The sequence below is a fragment of the Pseudomonas sp. 10(2024) genome, from assembly GCF_045164175.1.
Classification (GTDB): domain Bacteria; phylum Pseudomonadota; class Gammaproteobacteria; order Pseudomonadales; family Pseudomonadaceae; genus Aquipseudomonas; species Aquipseudomonas alloputida.
In genome coordinates this window covers 3,892,407-3,911,772 of sequence record NZ_CP174006.1, presented here as the reverse complement: position 1 = coordinate 3,911,772, position 19,366 = coordinate 3,892,407, and the positions used below count along the sequence as shown (strand labels likewise).

The following is a 19,366-nucleotide window of genomic DNA, read 5'->3' as shown; positions in this document are numbered from 1 at the left end:
GCGAACATGACCCTCGCCAATGACCCCATCGTTATCGTCAGCGCCGTACGCACGCCCATGGGCGGGTTGCAGGGCGACCTCAAGAGCCTGACTGCGCCGCAACTGGGCAGCGCCGCCATTCGTGCTGCCGTGGAACGTGCCGGCATCGATGCCGCCGGTGTCGAGCAGGTACTGTTTGGCTGCGTGCTGCCGGCCGGCCAGGGCCAGGCACCGGCACGCCAGGCCGCGCTGGGCGCCGGGCTGGACAAGCACACCACCTGCACCACCCTGAACAAGATGTGTGGCTCGGGTATGCAAGCCGCGATCATGGCCCATGACCTGCTGCTGGCCGGCACCGCAGACGTGGTAGTGGCGGGTGGCATGGAAAGCATGACCAACGCGCCGTACCTGCTGGACAAAGCCCGTGGCGGCTACCGCATGGGCCACGGCAAGATCATCGACCACATGTTCATGGACGGCCTCGAAGACGCCTACGACAAAGGCCGCCTGATGGGTACCTTTGCCGAGGACTGTGCCCAGGCCAATGCCTTCAGCCGCGAGGCCCAGGACCAGTTCGCCATCGCCTCGCTGACCCGAGCGCAGGAAGCGATCAGCAGCGGCCGTTTTGCCGCCGAGATCGTGCCGGTGGAAGTCACCGAGGGCAAGGAAAAGCGCGTCATCAAGGATGACGAGCAGCCGCCCAAGGCGCGTCTGGACAAGATTGCGCAGCTCAAACCGGCGTTTCGTGAAGGCGGCACCGTGACGGCGGCCAACGCCAGTTCGATTTCCGACGGCGCTGCGGCGCTGGTACTGATGCGCCGCTCCGAGGCCGACAAACGTGGCCTCAAGCCATTGGCCGTCATCCACGGCCACGCCGCCTTTGCCGACACCCCGGCGCTGTTCCCGACCGCCCCGATCGGCGCTATCGACAAACTGATGAAACGCACCGGCTGGAACCTGGCCGAAGTCGACCTGTTCGAGATCAACGAGGCCTTCGCCGTGGTCACCCTGGCGGCCATGAAACACCTCGATCTGCCACACGACAAGGTCAATATCCACGGCGGCGCCTGCGCCCTCGGCCACCCGATCGGCGCTTCTGGCGCACGTATTCTGGTCACCCTGTTGTCGGCCTTGCGCCAGAACAATCTGCGTCGGGGTGTGGCGGCCATCTGCATCGGCGGTGGCGAGGCCACGGCCATGGCTGTTGAATGCCTGTACTGAGGTGAACCATGCTGGTAAATGACGAGCAACAACAGATCGCCGACGCGGTACGCGCCTTCGCCCAGGAGCGCCTGAGACCGTTTGCCGAGCAATGGGACAAGGAACATCGCTTCCCGAAAGAGGCCATCGACGAGATGGCCGAACTGGGCCTGTTCGGCATGCTGGTGCCGGAGCAGTGGGGCGGTAGCGACACCGGTTATGTGGCCTATGCCATGGCCTTGGAGGAAATCGCTGCGGGCGATGGCGCCTGCTCGACCATCATGAGCGTGCACAACTCGGTGGGTTGCGTGCCGATCCTGCGCTTCGGCAACGAGCAGCAGAAAGAACAGTTCCTCACCCCGCTGGCGACAGGTGCGATGCTCGGTGCTTTCGCCCTGACCGAGCCGCAGGCTGGCTCCGATGCCAGCAGCCTGAAGACCCGCGCCCGCCTGGAAGGCGACCATTACGTGCTCAATGGCAGCAAGCAGTTCATTACCTCGGGGCAGAACGCCGGCGTCGTGATCGTGTTTGCAGTCACCGACCCGGAGGCCGGCAAGCGTGGCATCAGCGCCTTCATCGTGCCGACCGATTCGCCGGGCTACCAGGTAGCGCGGGTGGAGGACAAACTCGGCCAGCACGCCTCCGACACCTGCCAGATCGTTTTCGACAATGTGCGCGTGCCAGTGGCCAACCGGCTGGGCGCGGAGGGTGAAGGCTACAAGATCGCCCTGGCCAACCTTGAAGGCGGCCGTATCGGCATCGCCTCGCAAGCGGTGGGTATGGCCCGCGCGGCGTTCGAAGTGGCGCGCGACTACGCCAACGAGCGCCAGAGCTTTGGCAAACCGCTGATCGAGCACCAGGCCGTGGCGTTTCGCCTGGCCGACATGGCAACGAAAATTTCCGTTGCCCGGCAGATGGTATTGCACGCCGCTGCCCTTCGTGATGCGGGGCGCCCGGCGCTGGTGGAAGCGTCGATGGCCAAGCTGTTTGCCTCGGAAATGGCCGAAAAGGTCTGTTCGGACGCCTTGCAGACCCTGGGCGGTTATGGCTATCTGAGTGACTTCCCGCTGGAGCGGATCTACCGCGACGTTCGGGTTTGCCAGATCTACGAAGGCACCAGCGACATTCAGCGCATGGTCATTGCGCGCAATCTTTGAAGGAGCAGACTGCATGGCATTCGAAACCATCCTGTTGGACATCCACGGCAAGGTTGGCCTGATCACCCTCAACCGGCCGCAGGCGCTCAATGCGCTGAACGCGCAGATTGTCGGCGAGATCAACCAGGCTCTGGACCAGCTCGAGCGCGACCCGAACATCGGCTGCGTGGTGCTGACAGGCTCGGCTAAAGCCTTTGCCGCTGGCGCGGACATCAAGGAAATGGCCGAGCTGCAATACCCGCAGATCTACGTCGACGACCTGTTCAGCGACGCCGACCGCATTGCCAATCGCCGTAAGCCGATCATTGCTGCTGTGTCTGGATTTGCCTTGGGCGGCGGCTGTGAGCTGGCGATGATGTGCGACTTTATCCTCGCTGCGGACAATGCCAAATTTGGTCAACCGGAAATCAACCTGGGCGTGCTGCCGGGCATGGGCGGTACCCAGCGCCTGACGCGTGCGGTGGGCAAGGCGAAGGCCATGGAGCTTTGCCTGACCGGCCGCCTGATGGGCGCGGAGGAAGCCGAGCGTGCAGGCCTGGTGGCGCGGATCGTGCCGCAGGCAGAGCTGGTGGAAGAGGCGCTGAAGGTGGCGGCGACCATTGCCAGCAAGTCGATTCCGGTGAGCATGATGGTCAAGGAGAGCGTCAACCGGGCATTTGAAGTCACCCTCAGCGAGGGGGTTCGCTTTGAGCGTCGGGTCTTCCATGCGGCTTTCTCCACCGAAGACCAGAAAGAAGGCATGGCCGCATTCATCGCCAAGCGCGAGGCACAGTTCAAGGACCGTTGATCAGACTCGGTTCGTTGCCGTTGCCGTTGCCGTTGCCGTTGCCGTTGCCGTTGCTGTGGCTTTTGCTTCTAAGTGCGCGATAGTTCAGGCGACGCAGATTGCGACTTCAGGAGGCCGAGCGTAGGGCTTGCGGAGGGAGGTGACGGGCATGGATGCCCGTCAAGCGCTGAGGCCCCATGGATGGGGCCTGCAGCGCGTACTCCCGGGAGCAAGACCGTAGCGAGGGAACCCCGGAGCGTAGCGCAGGGGCCGGATGATGGGAGCGCAGTGTACGGGTCACCCACATGGGTTACACAAAAGTTCACTCACATAGGTGACAACACCTTAAGTGTTACATAACCATCAGTGGCATCCCGCACATCGACTCTACCAAGGATGATGGGACCGAAAATAACATCCCAAATGCCATCTCCGACTTGCTCCAGCCCAATGGTCTGGTGCTTGAGCACGTAACCTACGTAGATCCTCAGGCCACGGCGGTTAATGATGCCGCAGCTATCCGCCGGTAAACTCTCGACATGGCTGGGGTAGGTCATCTCAGGAAGTTTTTCAGGGAATGGGCGTGGTGAGGGCTGGTAGCAAGACGCCGGTGTTTTCTGTTTCAGTGCTTCATGCAAGCGCTCGTAATTGTAGTGTTGTCGAAAGCGATCAAAATGCCGCTGTTGAGCTTCCCAGGCCACTGCCGGCGGTGATGGCAGCGTGCTTTTGAGTGTCCGATGCATGCGTTCGTGGCGGCCATTTTGCTCAGGCCTTCCAGGTGCAATGCGCTCAGGAATGATGCCTAGACGCAGCCACCAGATGGACAGCTGAGAAAGTCCTGCACGTCCTTTACTGGCAAACGGCACACCGTTATCGGTACGAATACGCTCAGGCAGGCCATTTTCCCGAAACACCTGGGTGAAAACGGCCTGCGTTTCCAGAAGGTTGGTATTAGGCATGCTGTGGCAGGCGAGCAGGAAGCGGCTGGCGTGATCCATGATCGTTAGTGGATAGCACCAGACGCCTGCGCCTGTCAGAAATTGGCCCTTGTAGTCAGCACTGAACAGCTGGTTAGGCGACTCTGCCTTCTCCAGTGGCTTGGGGTAGACCGCTACACGCTGACGTAAACGGCGTGGGTTGACCAACTCGGCCTTCTTGAGGATGTTGTAAATCGCTGTCTTAGAAGGTGGCGCCTGATCAGGGAAGCGCTCCTGCAGCGCAGCCTGGATCTTTTTCGGACCAGGTTCCGTTTCGCCTCGACTGCGCAGTTCGATGATGGCTTCGCGAACTGCAGCGGGGACGACCCAGTTCTGCGTCAACCGGCGGCGGCTGCGTTCTTCCAGCCCCGAAGGCCCCTCTTTCTCATATCGCTCGACCCATTTGTAGCCGGTCTTACGGCTGATCTCGTAGGCCTGGCACAGGGCGCTGAAGCTGGGCGGCCCTTGCAGGTAATCCGCGATGAAAAGCATTTTCAGGTCCATAGGTTTCAGCTCTCGCCAAGGCATGGTCAGATCCTCGAAAACCGACCTTGCCAGTTAAAGACTGTTACCTATGTGCGTGAACTGATTTGTAACCTATGTGGGTGAGTCATACCCGCAGCGTTTTTTGGTTACTTTTTGTCGCGTTTGACAAAAAGTGACTCGCCGTAAGGGCCATCCCTTTCAAGGTCTTCGGTAGAATTCGCTGAAATCCAGTCAGGAAGACCCGAGCGATGTGGGCTGATGTACTAGCGCGATTCGAGAAAAAAGCACCCGCCAGCGTAATGGCCAAACTTGCCTTGGAGCAGGCCATTGCGCCGGAGTGGGTCGATCAGGTTTTCGAGGAGCACCGCCAACGGCAGTATTCTCGCGAGCTGCTGTTCTCGACCATTATCAAGTTGATGTCGCTTGTTTCATTGGGCTTGAAGCCATCGCTGCATGCTGCGGCAAGACAACTGGACGACCTTCCCGTCAGCCTGGCAGCTCTGTACGACAAGATCAGTCGAACCGAACCTGCCCTGTTGCGTGCTCTGGTGACAGGCTGCGCGCAGCGCTTGGCGCCGACAATCCATGAGTTGGGCTGCTCAGCCATGCTTCCTGATTGGCAAGTTCGGGTGGTCGATGGCAGCCACTTGGCCTCTACCGAAAAGCGTCTTGGCGCGCTGCGCCAAGAGCGCGGAGCGGCTCGCCCCGGGTTTTCGGTGGTGGTTTACGACCCCGACCTGGATCAGGTAATTGACCTCCAGCCGTGCGAGGACGCCTACGCAAGCGAACGAGTTTGTGTTTTGCCGTTGCTGGCTGAAGCAAAGACCAATCAGGTTTGGATCGCTGACCGTCTCTACTGCACGCTGCCTGTAATGGAGGCGTGCGAACAGGTGAAGACATCATTTGTCATTCGCCAGCAGGCCAAGCATCCACGCTTGATCCAGGAAGGTGAGTGGCAAGCACCGATGCCCGTCGCCACAGGCACTGTGCGCGAGCAATCCATCGAAGTAAAAGGCGGGCACCGTTGGCGACGTGTCGAGTTAACGCTTCATTCACCAAACGACTCAGGTGATAACAGCTTGATGTTCTGGAGCAACCTGCCCGAGAGCATCAGTGCGCAACAGATCGCAGACTTCTATCGGCGCCGCTGGAGTATTGAAGGGATGTTCCAGCGGTTGGAAGCAATTCTGGAAAGTGAAATTGAAACCCTCGGCAGTCCGCGAGCCGCCTTGCTTGGATTCACCACTGCCGTGCTGGCATACAACGTTCTGGCCTTGCTCAAGCGAAGTGTTGAACAGGCTCACCGCGATGCCTTGCCCGAGAATTGGGAAGCCTCGATCTATCACTTGGCGGTGCAGATCAGAGGGGGTTACGAAGGCATGCAGATTGCCCTGCCATCCGAGTACATGCCCGTTGTTCCGATGGAAAACCTGGCTCAGCGCCTGCTGGAGCTGGCCAGAAACATCCAGCCCAGACAGGTTGCGAAAAGCCCACGAGGCCCCAAGGTGCTCAAAGCGAAGGCCTGGGTGCAAGGGACGGCTGTACATGCTCATGTTTCGACGGATCGGGTCATCAAGGCCGCCAAAACCAAAAGACCTTGAAAGGGATGGCCCTTACGGCGAGTCACTTTTTGTCAAACGCGACAAAAAGTAACCAAAAAACGCTGCGGGTATGACTCACCCACATAGGTTACAAATCAGTTCACGCACATAGGTAACAGTCTTTAACTGGCAAGGTCGGTTTTCGAGGATCTGACCATGCCTTGGCGAGAGCTGAAACCTATGGACCTGAAAATGCTTTTCATCGCGGATTACCTGCAAGGGCCGCCCAGCTTCAGCGCCCTGTGCCAGGCCTACGAGATCAGCCGTAAGACCGGCTACAAATGGGTCGAGCGATATGAGAAAGAGGGGCCTTCGGGGCTGGAAGAACGCAGCCGCCGCCGGTTGACGCAGAACTGGGTCGTCCCCGCTGCAGTTCGCGAAGCCATCATCGAACTGCGCAGTCGAGGCGAAACGGAACCTGGTCCGAAAAAGATCCAGGCTGCGCTGCAGGAGCGCTTCCCTGATCAGGCGCCACCTTCTAAGACAGCGATTTACAACATCCTCAAGAAGGCCGAGTTGGTCAACCCACGCCGTTTACGTCAGCGTGTAGCGGTCTACCCCAAGCCACTGGAGAAGGCAGAGTCGCCTAACCAGCTGTTCAGTGCTGACTACAAGGGCCAATTTCTGACAGGCGCAGGCGTCTGGTGCTATCCACTAACGATCATGGATCACGCCAGCCGCTTCCTGCTCGCCTGCCACAGCATGCCTAATACCAACCTTCTGGAAACGCAGGCCGTTTTCACCCAGGTGTTTCGGGAAAATGGCCTGCCTGAGCGTATTCGTACCGATAACGGTGTGCCGTTTGCCAGTAAAGGACGTGCAGGACTTTCTCAGCTGTCCATCTGGTGGCTGCGTCTAGGCATCATTCCTGAGCGCATTGCACCTGGAAGGCCTGAGCAAAATGGCCGCCACGAACGCATGCATCGGACACTCAAAAGCACGCTGCCATCACCGCCGGCAGTGGCCTGGGAAGCTCAACAGCGGCATTTTGATCGCTTTCGACAACACTACAATTACGAGCGCTTGCATGAAGCACTGAAACAGAAAACACCGGCGTCTTGCTACCAGCCCTCACCACGCCCATTCCCTGAAAAACTTCCTGAGATGACCTACCCCAGCCATGTCGAGAGTTTACCGGCGGATAGCTGCGGCATCATTAACCGCCGTGGCCTGAGGATCTACGTAGGTTACGTGCTCAAGCACCAGACCATTGGGCTGGAGCAAGTCGGAGATGGCATTTGGGATGTTATTTTCGGTCCCATCATCCTTGGTAGAGTCGATGTGCGGGATGCCACTGATGGTTATGTAACACTTAAGGTGTTGTCACCTATGTGAGTGAACTTTTGTGTAACCCATGTGGGTGACCCGTACACTGCGCTCCCATCATCCGGCCCCTGCGCTGCGCTCCGGGGTCCCCTCACTCCGGCCTTGCTCCCGGCAGGACCGCGCCGAAGGCCCCATCCTGGGGCCTCAGCGCTTGACGGGCATCCATGCCCGTCACCTGCCTCCGCAAGGCCTGCGTTCGGCCTCCTGAAGTCGCGAAGATCAAGATCAAGATCAAGATCAAGATCAAGATCAAGATCAACGGCAACGGCAACAGCAACAGCAGGCGGATGGGCACTGCCAGAATCACAGTTTACTACTGGCCCTTCAGCTGAGCTGGGGTGCCGACCGGCGGATTGTGAGCAGTGGAAGCAAATTCGCACCCATTTGCAGTTGCTCCACGCGGCGTGGCGCCTTAGACTGCCGCCCCCTGTAAAAGAGTGCCGGTTGGCGCTTGAAGAATTCCGCTGGCGATGCATAGGCATCGACGGCACATGAATCGCCCAAATGCACATTTTTTCATAGAGAAATCGATGACCAAGGAACAGTTGCTGGCCATGTCGGCCGATGACTACATGAACGCCGACCAGCTTGCCTTCTTTACTGAGCTGCTGCAGGCGATGAAAGTCGAAACCCATGAACGCATCGAACTCAGCCGCACCACCATCGAAGGCCTGGACACTCCGTCAGACCCTGCCGACGTGGCTTCGGTCGAAGAAGAACGTAGCTGGCTGGTAAATGCCATCGACCGCGACCAGCGCCTGCTGCCACAGCTTGAAATGGCCCTGGACCGTATTGCCGACGAAAGCTTCGGCTGGTGCGATGACAGTGGTGAGCCCATCGGCCTGAAGCGCTTGCTGATCAGCCCGACCACCAAGTACTGCATCGAAGCCCAGGAGCGCCACGAGCAGCTCGACCGCCACCAGCGCCAGGTATAAAACCGCGCGTGGTGCCAAGCCCCTCGGAGCTATCCCTGGGGCTTTTTGCGTTTCTCGACGAGACCGTTTTTGTTGCGCCTTACGAAACACTGCTGTACCGCGATGCGCTGTTTCCGCGTCGCTGTCAGGCGTATCATGGCTTTATCGTTAGGGTGCTAATTAAATTCCGGAGGGGATGATGAATAGCCGAGTCGATGTGGCTGTGATGATAGGGTCGGGTGTGCCGGCCACCTTGCAGGCGCTGGGCAAGCGTATTTGCTGGGTAGTGCTGGTCAATGGCGAGCGTCGCGGCACCGCCTTCGCCACGCGCGAAGAAGCGCTTGAGTGCCAGGCTGCCTGGCAGCAGCAGCTGAAGAAAGGGCTGGCTGCCTGAAAATGTTTATTGCCTCTCGACGGGTTTCGGTGTTTTCGGGCATATTTGTCCTACAGTAATGCGCACATGGATGCCAGGGCTTGTCTTCTAGCAGGCTCACGCCATTGGTTGCGTTTTCTGGCGAGTGATTTCAGGCATCACGCTTCCCAAGCCGGGAATGAGCCAAACGCCTTCGGTTGAAGGCGATTCTGGCAAACCAGAGTAAAGATTCCTGCGCGCTGCATCGTCAGCGAGCACAGACATTTCGCATATCGCTTTATTACTCTTTTTGCCTATCGATAAGAAATGGCCGTGCCTCCCCGAGCTTGGGTGAGGGCGGGTTGTAACCGGTTGAGGATTACTTCATTGGCAGTCAGCACACTTGATACACATGCGTTGTTCGCCCTGGGCGACTTGCGCGGTAAATTGGCCCAACTGTTTCAGGGCCGCTTCATCTATGTCACCGAACAGAGTCCCGAAGGCCTGTACATGGCCGAAATCGACACCGAGAGTGCACTGGTGGTCGATGACAAGCAGCGCCTTGAACTGAAAGTCGGTGACCACTTTCGTGCTGCCGTTTTGCCCAGCCGCGAAGGTGGCAAGCTGGAAATGCGCTTTCGCGACATCAAGTTGAATGTGTATGGCGTGGGTGATTACGCCTTCGTTTCTGTGCCGGAAGGCGAGGGCATCGTATTTCGTGAAGGTCATGGCGTGATGCTGGTATTCGCCGCGCAGCAGCAAGTGCAGGAAGGCCTGGGCAAGTTGCTTAAAGCAGTGACTGGCAAAGTCGCCAAATGGCGCAAGGGTGAACTGACCACCTTCAAGGCCAGTGAATGACCGACAGTCACGACTCACCAGCCTCGCGGGCCGAGTTTCATCGGCAGCACCAGGCAGATGCCGTAGCTGAGGCAGAACGTTTGCTGGCCGGGCGTGAGAAGCTGCAAGGCGCCTGGTTGACTTGGGTGGCGGCTGAGCTCTATCGCCTCAGCCCGCCACCGTATGCTGCCATGGTCCGGCGCGAGTTGCAGCGTCTCAGCCAAGGTTGAGACGGCAAACCTTCAATTGCCACGGTCCCGGCCGCTGCTGACCTCTTCAGGCACCGGCTCTTTCGACATGCGCTTGCGGAATAGCGCCGCCCGCGCCAGCAACAGCGTGGTTATCGGCACGGTGATCGACAGCAGGATCGGAATCAGCCACGCGTGGAGCACCGGGGTGCCCTTGAGCCACGAAAAGTAGATGATCGAGGCCAGTGCCACGCACCAGGCACCAAGGGTCGAGGCCAGCGCTGGCGGGTGCATGCGCTGGAAGTAGTCTTTCAGGCGTACCAGGCCTATAGCACCGACCAGGGCGAACAGGCTGCCGGTGAGCAGTAGCGCGGCAGTGACCAGCTCCAGCCAGAACGGCAGTACCAGGGCTTCAGTCATTCGATCACCTCACCGCGTAGCAGAAACTTGGCCAAGGCAAACGAGCCGACGAAACCAAACAGTGCAATCAGCAGGGCACCTTCGAAGTAGGTGTCACTGGCATAACGGATACCCAGCACCAGCATGGTGAGCATGGCCAGGATGTACAGGTAGTCCAGGGCCAGCACGCGGTCTTGGGCGGACGGGCCACGGAACAGCCGGATCAGCGCCAGGCCCATGGCCAGGGCGAAGATGAACAGGCTGGCGAGGACGGCATTGGCGAGCAGGCCTGTCATTGGAAAATCTCCATAAGCGGGCGTTCGTAAGTGTCCTTGAAGTGCTGTATGAAGGCCGCCTCATCGTCCAGCTCAAACACATGCAGCAACAGCACACTGCGGTCCAGTGCCAGTTCGGACCAGACTGTACCAGGCACCACGGTGGTGATCATCGACAGCGCTGCCAGGCCGTGGGGGTCACGCAATGCCAATGGTATGTGAACAAACGCAGAGCGTGGCGGCTGCTTGCCGGCCCGCAGCACACCACGGGCCACCAGCAGGTTGGAGGTGATCACATCGATGCCGACCCGGCAGATGAGGCGGGCGATGGCAAGGGGGCGCCGTACGTGTGCATGCTGCGGGCGCAGGGGCGCCATCAACAGTGGCGCCAGTATGCCAAGTGCGGCTCCCAGCAGCAGGTTGCCGGGGCTGACCGAGAGGTTCAGCAGCAGCCACAGGCCAAACAGCGAGACCGATAACAGTGGAGCGGGGAACAGTCGGTTCATGGCTGCACCTGTACGTCGCGCGAGGTGGGGCCAGGAATCGGCTGGGCGGCCATCACGGCTTTGATATAGGCATCGGGGGCCTGCAGGCTGGCGGCAGTGTCCTGGGTGTAGCGCAGCAACGGCTCGGCCTTGAAGCTGAGGATGAGGCACAAGCCGAGCAGGATGACGATGGGCAGGCATTCATAGCGCCGCAGCACCGGTGACGGGCGCTCTTCGGGCTTCCAGAAACGCTGGATGCCGACGCGGCCGAAGGCGATCAGCGAGGCCATGCCGGACAGGATCAGCAACGCTACCAGGCCCCAGCCGGCGGCACTCAGCGGCTGCTCGGCCGGTACGCCGAGGCCCAGTGGATTGAACAGCGCGCTGATCAGGTTGAGCTTGCCGACAAAGCCCGACAGCGGCGGCATGCCGATGATCAGTAGTGCGCAGGCAATGAAGCTGAGGCCGAGGAAGGCCATGGTCCACGGGATGATCTGGCCGATTACCACCTGCTGTTCATCGTCGAGGTTGATGCCCTTGGGCGGGTGCAGCGATTCCAGTGGCGGTGGCATGGCGTCTTCTTCTTCGTCCAGCGGCGCTTCATTGGCCGAGCGTGAGCGTTCGACCAGTTCGGCGAGCAGGAACAGTGCGCACAGCGCAAGGGTCGAGTTGACCAGGTAGAACAGCGCAGCGCCGGTCAGGGCCGCCTGGGCAAAACCCACCGCACCCAGCAGCGTGCCGGCCGAAACCAGGATGCTGAGTGCCGCCATACGCTCCAGGCGCTGTGCTGCCAGGATCGATACCGCTGCCACCGCAAGGGTGACCAGGCCGCCGTAAACCAGCCATTCGCCGCCGAAGTAAGCCGAGGCCCCGGCCTGCCCGGAGAACAGCAGCGTCCACAGGCGCAGCACGGCGTACAGGCCGACTTTGGTCATGATGGCGAACAGTGCAGCCACCGGCGCGCTGGCTGACGCGTAAGCTGGCACCAGCCAGAAGTTCAGCGGCCAGATACCGGCCTTGACCAGGAAGGCCACGGCCAGGATTGCTGCGCCGGCATGCAGCAGGCCACGGTCGGCCTCCGGTACCAGTGGAACCTTCAGCGCCAGGTCGGCCATGTTCAGGGTGCCGGTCACGCCATACAGCATCGCTGCGCCGATCAGGAACAGCGACGAGGCAAACAGGTTGATAGCGATGTAGTGCAGGCCTGCGCGCACCCGCGCACGCCCCGAACCATGCAGCAGCAGGCCATAGGAGGCGGCCAGCAGCACTTCGAAGAAGACGAACAGGTTGAACAGGTCGGCGGTGAGGAAGGCGCCGTACAGCCCCATTAGCTGGATCTGGAACAGCGCATGGAAGCTGGCCCCTGCACCGTCCCAGCGGGCACGGGCAAATAGCAGCGCGCTGAAACCGATGACCCCGGTCAGGGTCAGCAAGAGCGCGGACAGGTGGTCCACCACCAGCACGATGCCGAATGGCGCCGGCCAGTTGCCCGGCAGGTACACGCCAATCGACGCTGCCTGGCCCTGGGTGCGCACCCACAGCAGCAGACAGACCGCGATTGCCAGGCCGGAGAAGGTAGACAGCAGGTTCAGCCTGGCCTTGATGTGCCTGTGCTTTTCACCCAGCAGCAACATTATCGCCGCCGTAATCAGCGGCAGCAGGATGGGGGCGACAATCAGTTGACTCAGATCACTCATTCGTCACGCTCCCGGCCATCCACGTGGTCGGTACCGGTCAGGCCGCGCGAGGCCAGCAGCACCACCAGGAACAGCGCGGTCATGGCGAAACTGATGACGATGGCGGTGAGCACCAGTGCCTGTGGCAGCGGGTCGGTGTAATGCAACAGGTCCTGGGTAACGCCATCCTTGATGATTGGCTCCTTGCCGATGAACAGGCTGCCCATGCTGAAGATGAACAGGTTGACCCCGTAAGAAAGCAGACACAGGCCCATGATCACCTGGTAGGTACGCGGGCGCAGGATCAGCCACACCCCAGAGGCAGCCAGCACGCCGATGGCGACTGCAATCACTTCTTCCATCAGGCGGCTCCTGCTTGGCTGGTTTTTGCCGGGTTGCCCGGGCGATAGGCGCGCACCGACTGGTGCGCCAAGGCCGTGAGGATCAGCAACGTCGAGCCGACCACGACGGTGTATACGCCGATATCGAAGAACAGCGCGCTGGCCACGTGCACATCACCCAGCAACGGCAGGTGCAAGTGGGCGGTATGGGTGGTGAGGAACGGGTAACCCAGCAGCATGGCACCGACCCCGGTCAGGGTCGCGCACAGCAGCCCGGTACCCATCCAGCGCAGCGGCCGCAGGCTCATCTGCGCCTCGACCCACTGGGTGCCGGCCACCATGTACTGGAGGATGAACGCCACCGACATGACCAAGCCAGCGACAAACCCGCCACCGGGCTGGTTGTGCCCGCGCATGAACAGGTACATCGACACCAGCAAGGCGATCGGCAGCAGCAGGCGCACCAGCGCTGCAGGCACCATCATGAAGCCCAGCGCGGTATCGGTGGCATGCCGCGGGTTGATCAGGTCGGTGACCACGTCCGGCGCCAACTGGCGTTGTTGCGCCGGCAGCTGCATGCTCTCTTTCGGAGGACGGAAGCGCCGTAGCAGGGCGAACACGGTCAATGCCACAGCCACCAATACGGTGATTTCACCGAGGGTATCGAAGCCGCGGAAGTCGACCAGCATGACATTGACCACATTGGTGCCGCCGCCCTGAGGCAATGCACGGCTCAAATAGAACGAGGAAATGTCGTTGGGCGTCGGCCGGGTCAGCATGGCGTACGACAGCACCGCCATGCCGCCACCCACCAGCACGGCCAGCAGCAAGTCGCGCAGGCGGCGCAGGCGCGCGCGCTCCAGGCTACCAGGCAGCGGCGACACGCCTTCGATACGCCGTGGCAGCCAGCGCAGGCCGAGCAGGATCAGGACGGTGGTGACCACTTCCACCACCAACTGGGTCAGTGCCAGGTCGGGCGCAGAGAACCAGACGAAAGTGATGCAGGTCATCAGGCCGCAGACGCTGACCATGATCAGTGCCGCCAGGCGGTGGTACTTGGCCTGATAGGCGGCGCCGATGGCGCAGGCAATGGCGATCAGCCACAGGGCGACGAACACGCCCGAACCGGGAATCTTCGGGCGATCACCCCAGCTCAGGCCGCTATACAGCATAGGCGTGAGGCCCGCGAGGAACGCGGCGAATACCAGCATGAACAGCTGCGACTGCAGTCGGCGGGTGGTGAGCACGCGCTCGATGCGACGCGCCAGCAGCATCAGGTGAACCTGGCCGTGCTCGAACAGTCGCTTGCCATTGAAGCGCTCGATCACGGGCGGGTAGGGGAAGCGGCCCAGGCGCAATTGCTTGCGCAGCAACAGGTACAGGACGATGCCGCCGCTCATGGCGACCAGGCTCATGATCATCGGCGCGTTCCAGCCATGCCAGATGGCCAGGCTGTATTCCGGCAGGGTACCGCCAACCACCGGCAGGGCCGCAGCGGCCAACAGGGGGCCGACCGACTGGGTGGGGAAGATGCCCACTACCAGGCACGTGAGCACCAGCAGCTCCACCGGAGCACGCATCCAGCGTGGCGGCTCGTGCGGGGTATGGGGCAGGTCCTGGGCTGTCGGCCCGAAGAACACATCGACGGTAAAACGCAGGGCATACGCCACGCTGAAGGTGCCGGCCAGGGTGGCGATTACCGGCAGCGTGGCCTCGACCCAGGCGGTGGAACTGATGAATACCGTTTCGGCGAAGAACATTTCCTTCGACAGGAAGCCGTTCATCAGCGGCACGCCGGCCATCGACGCGCTGGCGACCATGGCCAGTGTCGCGGTGTAGGGCACCAGGCGGATCAGGCCGCTGAGGCGGCGAATGTCACGGGTGCCGCTCTCGTGGTCGATGATGCCGGCGGCCATGAACAGCGAGGCCTTGAAGGTGGCATGGTTGAGAATGTGGAATACCGCGGCGACGGCAGCCAGCGGGCTGTTAAGGCCCAGCAGCAGGGTAATCAGGCCCAGGTGGCTGATGGTCGAATAGGCCAGCAGGCCCTTGAGGTCGTTCTGGAACATGGCGGCGAAAGCGCCGAGCAGCAGGGTGAGGGCGCCGGCACCGCCAACGATCCAGAACCACTCCTCGCTACCGGAAAGTACCGGCCACAGGCGTGCCAGCAGGAACACCCCGGCCTTGACCATGGTTGCAGAGTGCAAATAGGCCGACACCGGTGTGGGCGCTGCCATGGCGTGGGGCAGCCAGAACTGGAAGGGAAACTGTGCGCTCTTGGTCAGGGCGCCGATGAGTATCAGGGGCAGCAGCACCGGGTAAAGCGCATGCTGGCGGATGACATGCCCGGCAGCCAGGACCTTGTCCAGGTCATAGCTGCCGACCACATGGCCGAGCAGCAGGGCCCCTACCAGCAGGCACAAGCCGCCTGCACCGGTTACCATCAGCGCCATGTAGGCGCCGCGACGGGCGTCGGCGCGGTGGTGCCAGTAGCCGATCAGCAGGAAGGAGAACAGGCTGGTCAGTTCCCAGAAGAACACCAGTTGGATCAGGTTGCCGGAGATGACCAGGCCGAGCATGGCGCCCATGAAGGCCAGGAAGAACGCGAAGAAGCGTGGTACCGGATCTTGCGGTGACATGTAGTAGCGGGCATACAGCGATACCAGTGCGCCAATGCCCAGTACCAGCAACGAGAACAGCCAGGCAAAGCCGTCCATGCGCAACACCAGGTTCATTCCCAGGCTGGGCAGCCACAGGAACTCTTCGCGAATGACGCCACCATGGGCAACCTGAGGGTATAGAAGTGCTACCTGGACGGTGCCGACCAGGGCTACGAGCCCGGCAAGAATGGACTCGGCGTTACGTGCGTTGTGCGGCAGCACAGCTGCCAGGCAACTGCCCACGAACGGCAGAAGCAATAGCACTATCAAGGACATAGCGGCCTATTCTGGAGAAGTTTGCAAAGAATCATACGTGCCGAGGTGTTTATCACCAACACGCAAGCTGTCGCAGGATCCTACAAACCGGCTGTGACAAGCGGTTTTTTTATAACAGTTTTTTACAAAGAATAGCCGCTGGTGACCGTTCTACAGCCCCGCCTGGCGTTCGCCCGGGTTCTGCACATCGCGTGTTTCGACGGTTTCGCGAGGGCGCCGCACCTTGAGTTCACTGACCACCACGGCGACCACGATCAGCAGGCCGCCGAGCAGCGCCACGCCAGGCAGGCGCTCGCCCGCCAGACGCCCGACGATGCCGGCCCACACCGGTTCACCGGCATAAATGAGTGTGGCGCGGGTGGGCGAGACCGACTTCTGTGCCCAGTTCATCGCCACTTGGATCACTGCACTCATTGCGCCCAGGCCCACTGCACTGGCCAGCAACAGCCAGGAGAAGTCGGGGATGCGCTCCTGGGTCGGCACGATCATCAGGAACGCCAGCAGCGATGCAGTCGCCAGTTGCACCACAGTAACCCGGCGCACATCGACCTGACCGGCGTAGCGGCTGATCAGAATGATTTCACCGGCGATGGCCACGGCGCTGATCAGGGTGACCAGTTCGCCCTCGCTGAAACGCAGGCTGCCGCCTTCCGGCCCGGCCAGCAGCATCAGGCCGATGAATGCCAGGCAGATACCCATGCTGGGCATCAGGCCAGGGCGACGCCCCAGCACCAGCCACTGCAGCAGCGGCACGAACGGGACGTACAGCGCAGTGATGAACGCTGACTGGCTGCTGCTGATGGTCTGCAGGCCCATGGTCTGCAGGCCATAGCCGAGCATGATCGACACGCCGATCAGCATGCCGGCCTTCAGTTCGGTGAAGGTCAGACCGGGCAGCGCTCGCGCCGAGACCACACCAACGAACAGCGCGGCTGCCGCAAAGCGCAGGCCGACGAAGAACATCGGGCCGCTGACGGCCATCACGTTATGCACCAACAGGAACGTGCCGCCCCACAACATGGTGATGAATACCAGCACCAGTTCGGCCTTGCTCAGGCGGAAGGTGACGGCAGGGGTGGGCTTGTTGCTGGGCTGGTTCATGGTCTTGCACACTCGGAAAGGGCGGCGCACAATCGCCGCAAAAGTGGGCAGTATACTGCGCAATCTTGACCAGTGAGCAATATAGTGCACAAGGATTCTTCGCACCGGGCATCGGTGCTGCAACATGTCAGCCTCAATGTGCGCCGCCTGCGCAACGCCGCCGGCATGAGTCAGGCGGCACTGGCCGAGCGTTCAGGGGTCAGCCGGCGCATGCTGGTCGCGATCGAGGCGGGCGAGAAGAATGTCAGCCTGACCACATTGGACCTGATTGCCGAAGCCTTGGGCGTGGCTTTCAGTACCCTGATCCAGGCGCCTGAGCTGCGCGACCCCGGGCGCATTGAAGAGCTGGCGTGGGCTGGCGAACACCCGCACAGCCGAGCGGTGTTGCTGGGCACCAGCCCGGCAAGGCGCGAGGTGGAACTTTGGGAATGGACCCTGGCACCGGGGGAGTGCTATTGCAGTGAGGCCGATGCCGAAGGCTGGAGCGAGCAGATCTACGTGGTCGATGGGCAACTGACGCTGATCATCGAAGAGGTCGAGCATCGCTTGCGGGTGGGGCAGTTCCATGTGTTCCCCAGCAATTGCCGGTATGCCTACCGTAACGATGGCGTGGTGGCTGTTCGGTTTGTGCGCAATGTGGTGATTTGAGGCTGCAGGCTTTGAGGCTGCTGTGCGGCCCCAAAGGTCTCAAGCCGATCAGTTTTTCAGAAGCTCCTCGGTCTTCACCACATCGGCATAGGCAAACGCCAGCGCCGCCATCGCCGAATCGTGCACATGAGCCGCCGGCACCTGCTTGCCGTCGAAGGTCAGTGGCAGGGTTGCGCAGGCATCGTGCGCCACGGTCACTTGATAGCCCATATCGGCCGCAGCCCGGGTGGCAGCATCAATGCACATGTGGCTCATGCTGCCGACGATGGTCAGCGCCTCGACGCCATGCCGGTCCAGCGTGTGCTCAAGATCGGTACCGAGAAAGGCGTTGACCTTGTGCTTGAGCACCACCGGCTCGCCCGGCAATGGCTCGACCTTGGCGTGGATGGCCGCACCCTGCGAACCGGGGGCAAAGAAGGGGGCATCGGCAGTGTCGAACTCATGCCGCACATGCACCACCAGGTCGCCGCGCTGGCGTGCTGCTGCCAGCAGGCGGGCGGCGTTGTCGGCTGCCTGGTCGACGCCATCGAGGGGCCACTTGCCGCCTGGGAAGTAGTCGTTCTGGATGTCGATGATGATCAGTGCCTGCTTGCTCATGCTGCCTCCTGTGGCAGTAGTCGTCGAGAGACGTTAGTTATAGGCTGTGTTCACCCACCTGAGGATTGGCGCGAACGACACTATGCGGGCAAAAACTGACACCAGCGCTAACCTGGATATCGGCTTGCTGTTGTACCCCGGCGTGCAGCGCGCCGCTGTGCATGGCCTGGCCGACCTGTTCCTGGTGGCCAACCGGGTTGCGGCCGAACTGGGGGCCGTCGAGTTGCCACACATTCGCGTCAGTTGCTGGCAGGCAGATGAGACGGGGCAGTTGTTGCCTGCGTCGGATAACTCTGCTGTCACCGTACTGGACCTGCGCGTCCTGATCATTCCGCCAAGCCTGGAGTCGGCCCCGCAAACCGAATTGCTCGAACGCCACCGCGCGCCGCTTTGCCTGCTGCACGGGCGTGGTACGGTGCTGGCGTCGGTATGCATCGGTGTATTTTTCATTGCCGCCAGCGGTTTGCTCGACGGGCGCCCGGCCTGCACGCACTGGAACTATGTGCAGGCGCTTGCCCAGCGCTTCCCCAGGGTGCGGGTAGAGGCCCAGCAGCCGTTGCTGGATGACGGCGACATCGTGACCTCGGCAGGGTTGATGGCCTGGACGGACCTCGGCTTGCGCTTGCTGGAGCGCTTTTTGGGGGCGACGGTGGCTCAGGAGACTGCCCGCTATCTGGCCGTCGATCCGGTCGCGGCGCCGCTGCCCGGCGCTGTGTTCAACCCGCGCCTGGACCACGGCGACGAGGCCGTGTTGAAGGTGCAGCACTGGTTGCAGGGCAATGGCGGGCAGGATGCCGACCTGGCCACGATGGCGGCCTGCGCGGGGCTGGAGGCGCGCACTTTCTTGCGGCGCTTTCGTGCCGCTACCGGGCTGCGCCCGACCGAGTATTGCCAGCAGGTGAGGGTGGGGCGGGCGTGCCGCTTGCTGGAGTTTACCCGGCGCACCGTCGAACAGATCGCGTGGGGTGTCGGTTACCAGGATCCGGGCGCGTTTCGCAAGGTGTTCCAGCGTGTCATCGGCCTTACCCCGAGTGACTATCGGCGGCGGTTTGCGGTATCCGGCCAGGGTCTGTAGAAACCACTTGACCTTGACTTTACTTGAGGTCTTACCCTGCTCGGCATCGC

Annotated in this window: 21 protein-coding genes; 12 read left to right on the top strand and 9 right to left on the bottom strand. The window is 61.4% G+C overall.

The features are described from left to right. Window positions 1-6 precede the first annotated feature (6 nt). From ACI7M0_RS17760 to ACI7M0_RS17750, 3 genes are read left to right on the top strand one after another with little or no spacing between them, the layout of a single operon-like run. Window positions 7-1,200 (top strand): acetyl-CoA C-acyltransferase, encoded by a 1,194-nt coding sequence (locus ACI7M0_RS17760; protein WP_010953196.1) that lies wholly within the window; start codon window positions 7-9, stop codon window positions 1,198-1,200. A gap of 8 nt (window positions 1,201-1,208) precedes the next feature. Next, window positions 1,209-2,336, top strand: coding sequence for an acyl-CoA dehydrogenase (locus ACI7M0_RS17755; RefSeq protein ID WP_064492896.1), 1,128 nt, complete (start codon window positions 1,209-1,211; stop codon window positions 2,334-2,336). A gap of 13 nt (window positions 2,337-2,349) precedes the next feature. Further along, window positions 2,350-3,123: an enoyl-CoA hydratase gene (locus ACI7M0_RS17750; RefSeq protein WP_003250095.1), complete on the top strand. Its 774-nt coding sequence runs from the start codon at window positions 2,350-2,352 to the stop codon at window positions 3,121-3,123. Window positions 3,124-3,428: 305 nt separating this feature from the next. Here the strand turns inward: ACI7M0_RS17750 and ACI7M0_RS17745 are convergent, their stop codons facing one another. After that, window positions 3,429-4,607 carry an integrase core domain-containing protein gene (locus tag ACI7M0_RS17745; RefSeq protein WP_012053106.1) on the bottom strand — a complete coding sequence of 393 codons (1,179 nt, stop codon included), beginning with the start codon at window positions 4,605-4,607 and terminating at the stop codon, window positions 3,429-3,431. A gap of 257 nt (window positions 4,608-4,864) precedes the next feature. On the opposite strand from ACI7M0_RS17745, the gene ACI7M0_RS17740 reads away from it, so the two are divergent. The 7 genes from ACI7M0_RS17740 to ACI7M0_RS17710 all read left to right on the top strand — a co-directional run bounded on the left by ACI7M0_RS17740 (window position 4,865) and on the right by ACI7M0_RS17710 (window position 9,825). Then, on the top strand, window positions 4,865-6,166 hold the full coding sequence (locus ACI7M0_RS17740; RefSeq protein ID WP_010952894.1) for an IS4-like element ISPpu8 family transposase: 1,302 nt from the start codon (window positions 4,865-4,867) through the stop codon (window positions 6,164-6,166). Window positions 6,167-6,322: 156 nt separating this feature from the next. Next, window positions 6,323-7,501, top strand: a complete 1,179-nt coding sequence (locus ACI7M0_RS17735; protein ID WP_012053106.1) for an integrase core domain-containing protein — start codon at window positions 6,323-6,325, stop codon at window positions 7,499-7,501. A 155-nt stretch (window positions 7,502-7,656) separates the two neighbouring features. Beyond that, the gene (locus ACI7M0_RS17730) at window positions 7,657-7,824 is read left to right on the top strand and encodes a hypothetical protein (protein WP_405314435.1); all 168 of its coding nucleotides are present in this window, start codon (window positions 7,657-7,659) and stop codon (window positions 7,822-7,824) included. Between the two features lie 198 nt (window positions 7,825-8,022). Next, the gene (locus tag ACI7M0_RS17725; RefSeq protein ID WP_003250099.1) at window positions 8,023-8,427 is read left to right on the top strand and encodes a TraR/DksA family transcriptional regulator; all 405 of its coding nucleotides are present in this window, start codon (window positions 8,023-8,025) and stop codon (window positions 8,425-8,427) included. 178 nt (window positions 8,428-8,605) lie between these two features. Next, window positions 8,606-8,800, top strand: coding sequence for a hypothetical protein (locus tag ACI7M0_RS17720; RefSeq protein ID WP_012271507.1), 195 nt, complete (start codon window positions 8,606-8,608; stop codon window positions 8,798-8,800). 345 nt (window positions 8,801-9,145) lie between these two features. After that, window positions 9,146-9,616 (top strand): hypothetical protein, encoded by a 471-nt coding sequence (locus tag ACI7M0_RS17715; protein WP_014591718.1) that lies wholly within the window; start codon window positions 9,146-9,148, stop codon window positions 9,614-9,616. Continuing rightward, window positions 9,613-9,825 carry a hypothetical protein gene (locus ACI7M0_RS17710; RefSeq protein WP_010953202.1) on the top strand — a complete coding sequence of 71 codons (213 nt, stop codon included), beginning with the start codon at window positions 9,613-9,615 and terminating at the stop codon, window positions 9,823-9,825. The genes ACI7M0_RS17715 and ACI7M0_RS17710 overlap by 4 nt, the downstream gene beginning before the upstream one ends. A 12-nt stretch (window positions 9,826-9,837) precedes the next feature. Here the strand turns inward: ACI7M0_RS17710 and ACI7M0_RS17705 are convergent, their stop codons facing one another. The 7 genes from ACI7M0_RS17705 to ACI7M0_RS17675 form a co-directional block, all read right to left on the bottom strand. Beyond that, complete coding sequence (locus tag ACI7M0_RS17705; protein ID WP_003250107.1) at window positions 9,838-10,203, bottom strand: Na+/H+ antiporter subunit G; 366 nt, start codon at window positions 10,201-10,203, stop codon at window positions 9,838-9,840. Next, complete coding sequence (locus ACI7M0_RS17700; RefSeq protein WP_003250109.1) at window positions 10,200-10,478, bottom strand: K+/H+ antiporter subunit F; 279 nt, start codon at window positions 10,476-10,478, stop codon at window positions 10,200-10,202. The genes ACI7M0_RS17705 and ACI7M0_RS17700 overlap by 4 nt, the downstream gene beginning before the upstream one ends. Then, complete coding sequence (locus ACI7M0_RS17695) at window positions 10,475-10,963, bottom strand: Na+/H+ antiporter subunit E (RefSeq protein WP_014591717.1); 489 nt, start codon at window positions 10,961-10,963, stop codon at window positions 10,475-10,477. Before ACI7M0_RS17695 ends, ACI7M0_RS17700 begins: the two co-directional genes overlap by 4 nt. Continuing rightward, on the bottom strand, window positions 10,960-12,639 hold the full coding sequence (locus ACI7M0_RS17690) for a monovalent cation/H+ antiporter subunit D (RefSeq protein ID WP_104962167.1): 1,680 nt from the start codon (window positions 12,637-12,639) through the stop codon (window positions 10,960-10,962). Before ACI7M0_RS17690 ends, ACI7M0_RS17695 begins: the two co-directional genes overlap by 4 nt. After that, window positions 12,636-12,980, bottom strand: coding sequence for a Na+/H+ antiporter subunit C (locus tag ACI7M0_RS17685; RefSeq protein WP_003250128.1), 345 nt, complete (start codon window positions 12,978-12,980; stop codon window positions 12,636-12,638). The genes ACI7M0_RS17690 and ACI7M0_RS17685 overlap by 4 nt, the downstream gene beginning before the upstream one ends. Continuing rightward, window positions 12,980-15,895 carry a monovalent cation/H+ antiporter subunit A gene (locus tag ACI7M0_RS17680; RefSeq protein WP_129933747.1) on the bottom strand — a complete coding sequence of 972 codons (2,916 nt, stop codon included), beginning with the start codon at window positions 15,893-15,895 and terminating at the stop codon, window positions 12,980-12,982. The genes ACI7M0_RS17685 and ACI7M0_RS17680 overlap by 1 nt, the downstream gene beginning before the upstream one ends. Window positions 15,896-16,045: 150 nt before the next feature. Beyond that, window positions 16,046-16,996, bottom strand: coding sequence for a DMT family transporter (locus ACI7M0_RS17675; RefSeq protein WP_020191580.1), 951 nt, complete (start codon window positions 16,994-16,996; stop codon window positions 16,046-16,048). Window positions 16,997-17,080: 84 nt separating this feature from the next. Between ACI7M0_RS17675 and ACI7M0_RS17670 the strand changes: the two genes are divergently transcribed. Then, window positions 17,081-17,644 carry a helix-turn-helix domain-containing protein gene (locus ACI7M0_RS17670; RefSeq protein ID WP_177413618.1) on the top strand — a complete coding sequence of 188 codons (564 nt, stop codon included), beginning with the start codon at window positions 17,081-17,083 and terminating at the stop codon, window positions 17,642-17,644. 48 nt (window positions 17,645-17,692) lie between these two features. On the opposite strand, the gene ACI7M0_RS17665 is transcribed toward ACI7M0_RS17670, so the two are convergent. Beyond that, window positions 17,693-18,241, bottom strand: coding sequence for a cysteine hydrolase family protein (locus ACI7M0_RS17665; RefSeq protein ID WP_020191578.1), 549 nt, complete (start codon window positions 18,239-18,241; stop codon window positions 17,693-17,695). 82 nt (window positions 18,242-18,323) lie between these two features. On the opposite strand from ACI7M0_RS17665, the gene ACI7M0_RS17660 reads away from it, so the two are divergent. Further along, entirely contained in the window at window positions 18,324-19,316 is a 993-nt protein-coding gene (locus ACI7M0_RS17660; RefSeq protein ID WP_129933748.1) for a GlxA family transcriptional regulator, read from the top strand. The last annotated feature ends 50 nt before the right edge of the window (window positions 19,317-19,366 follow it).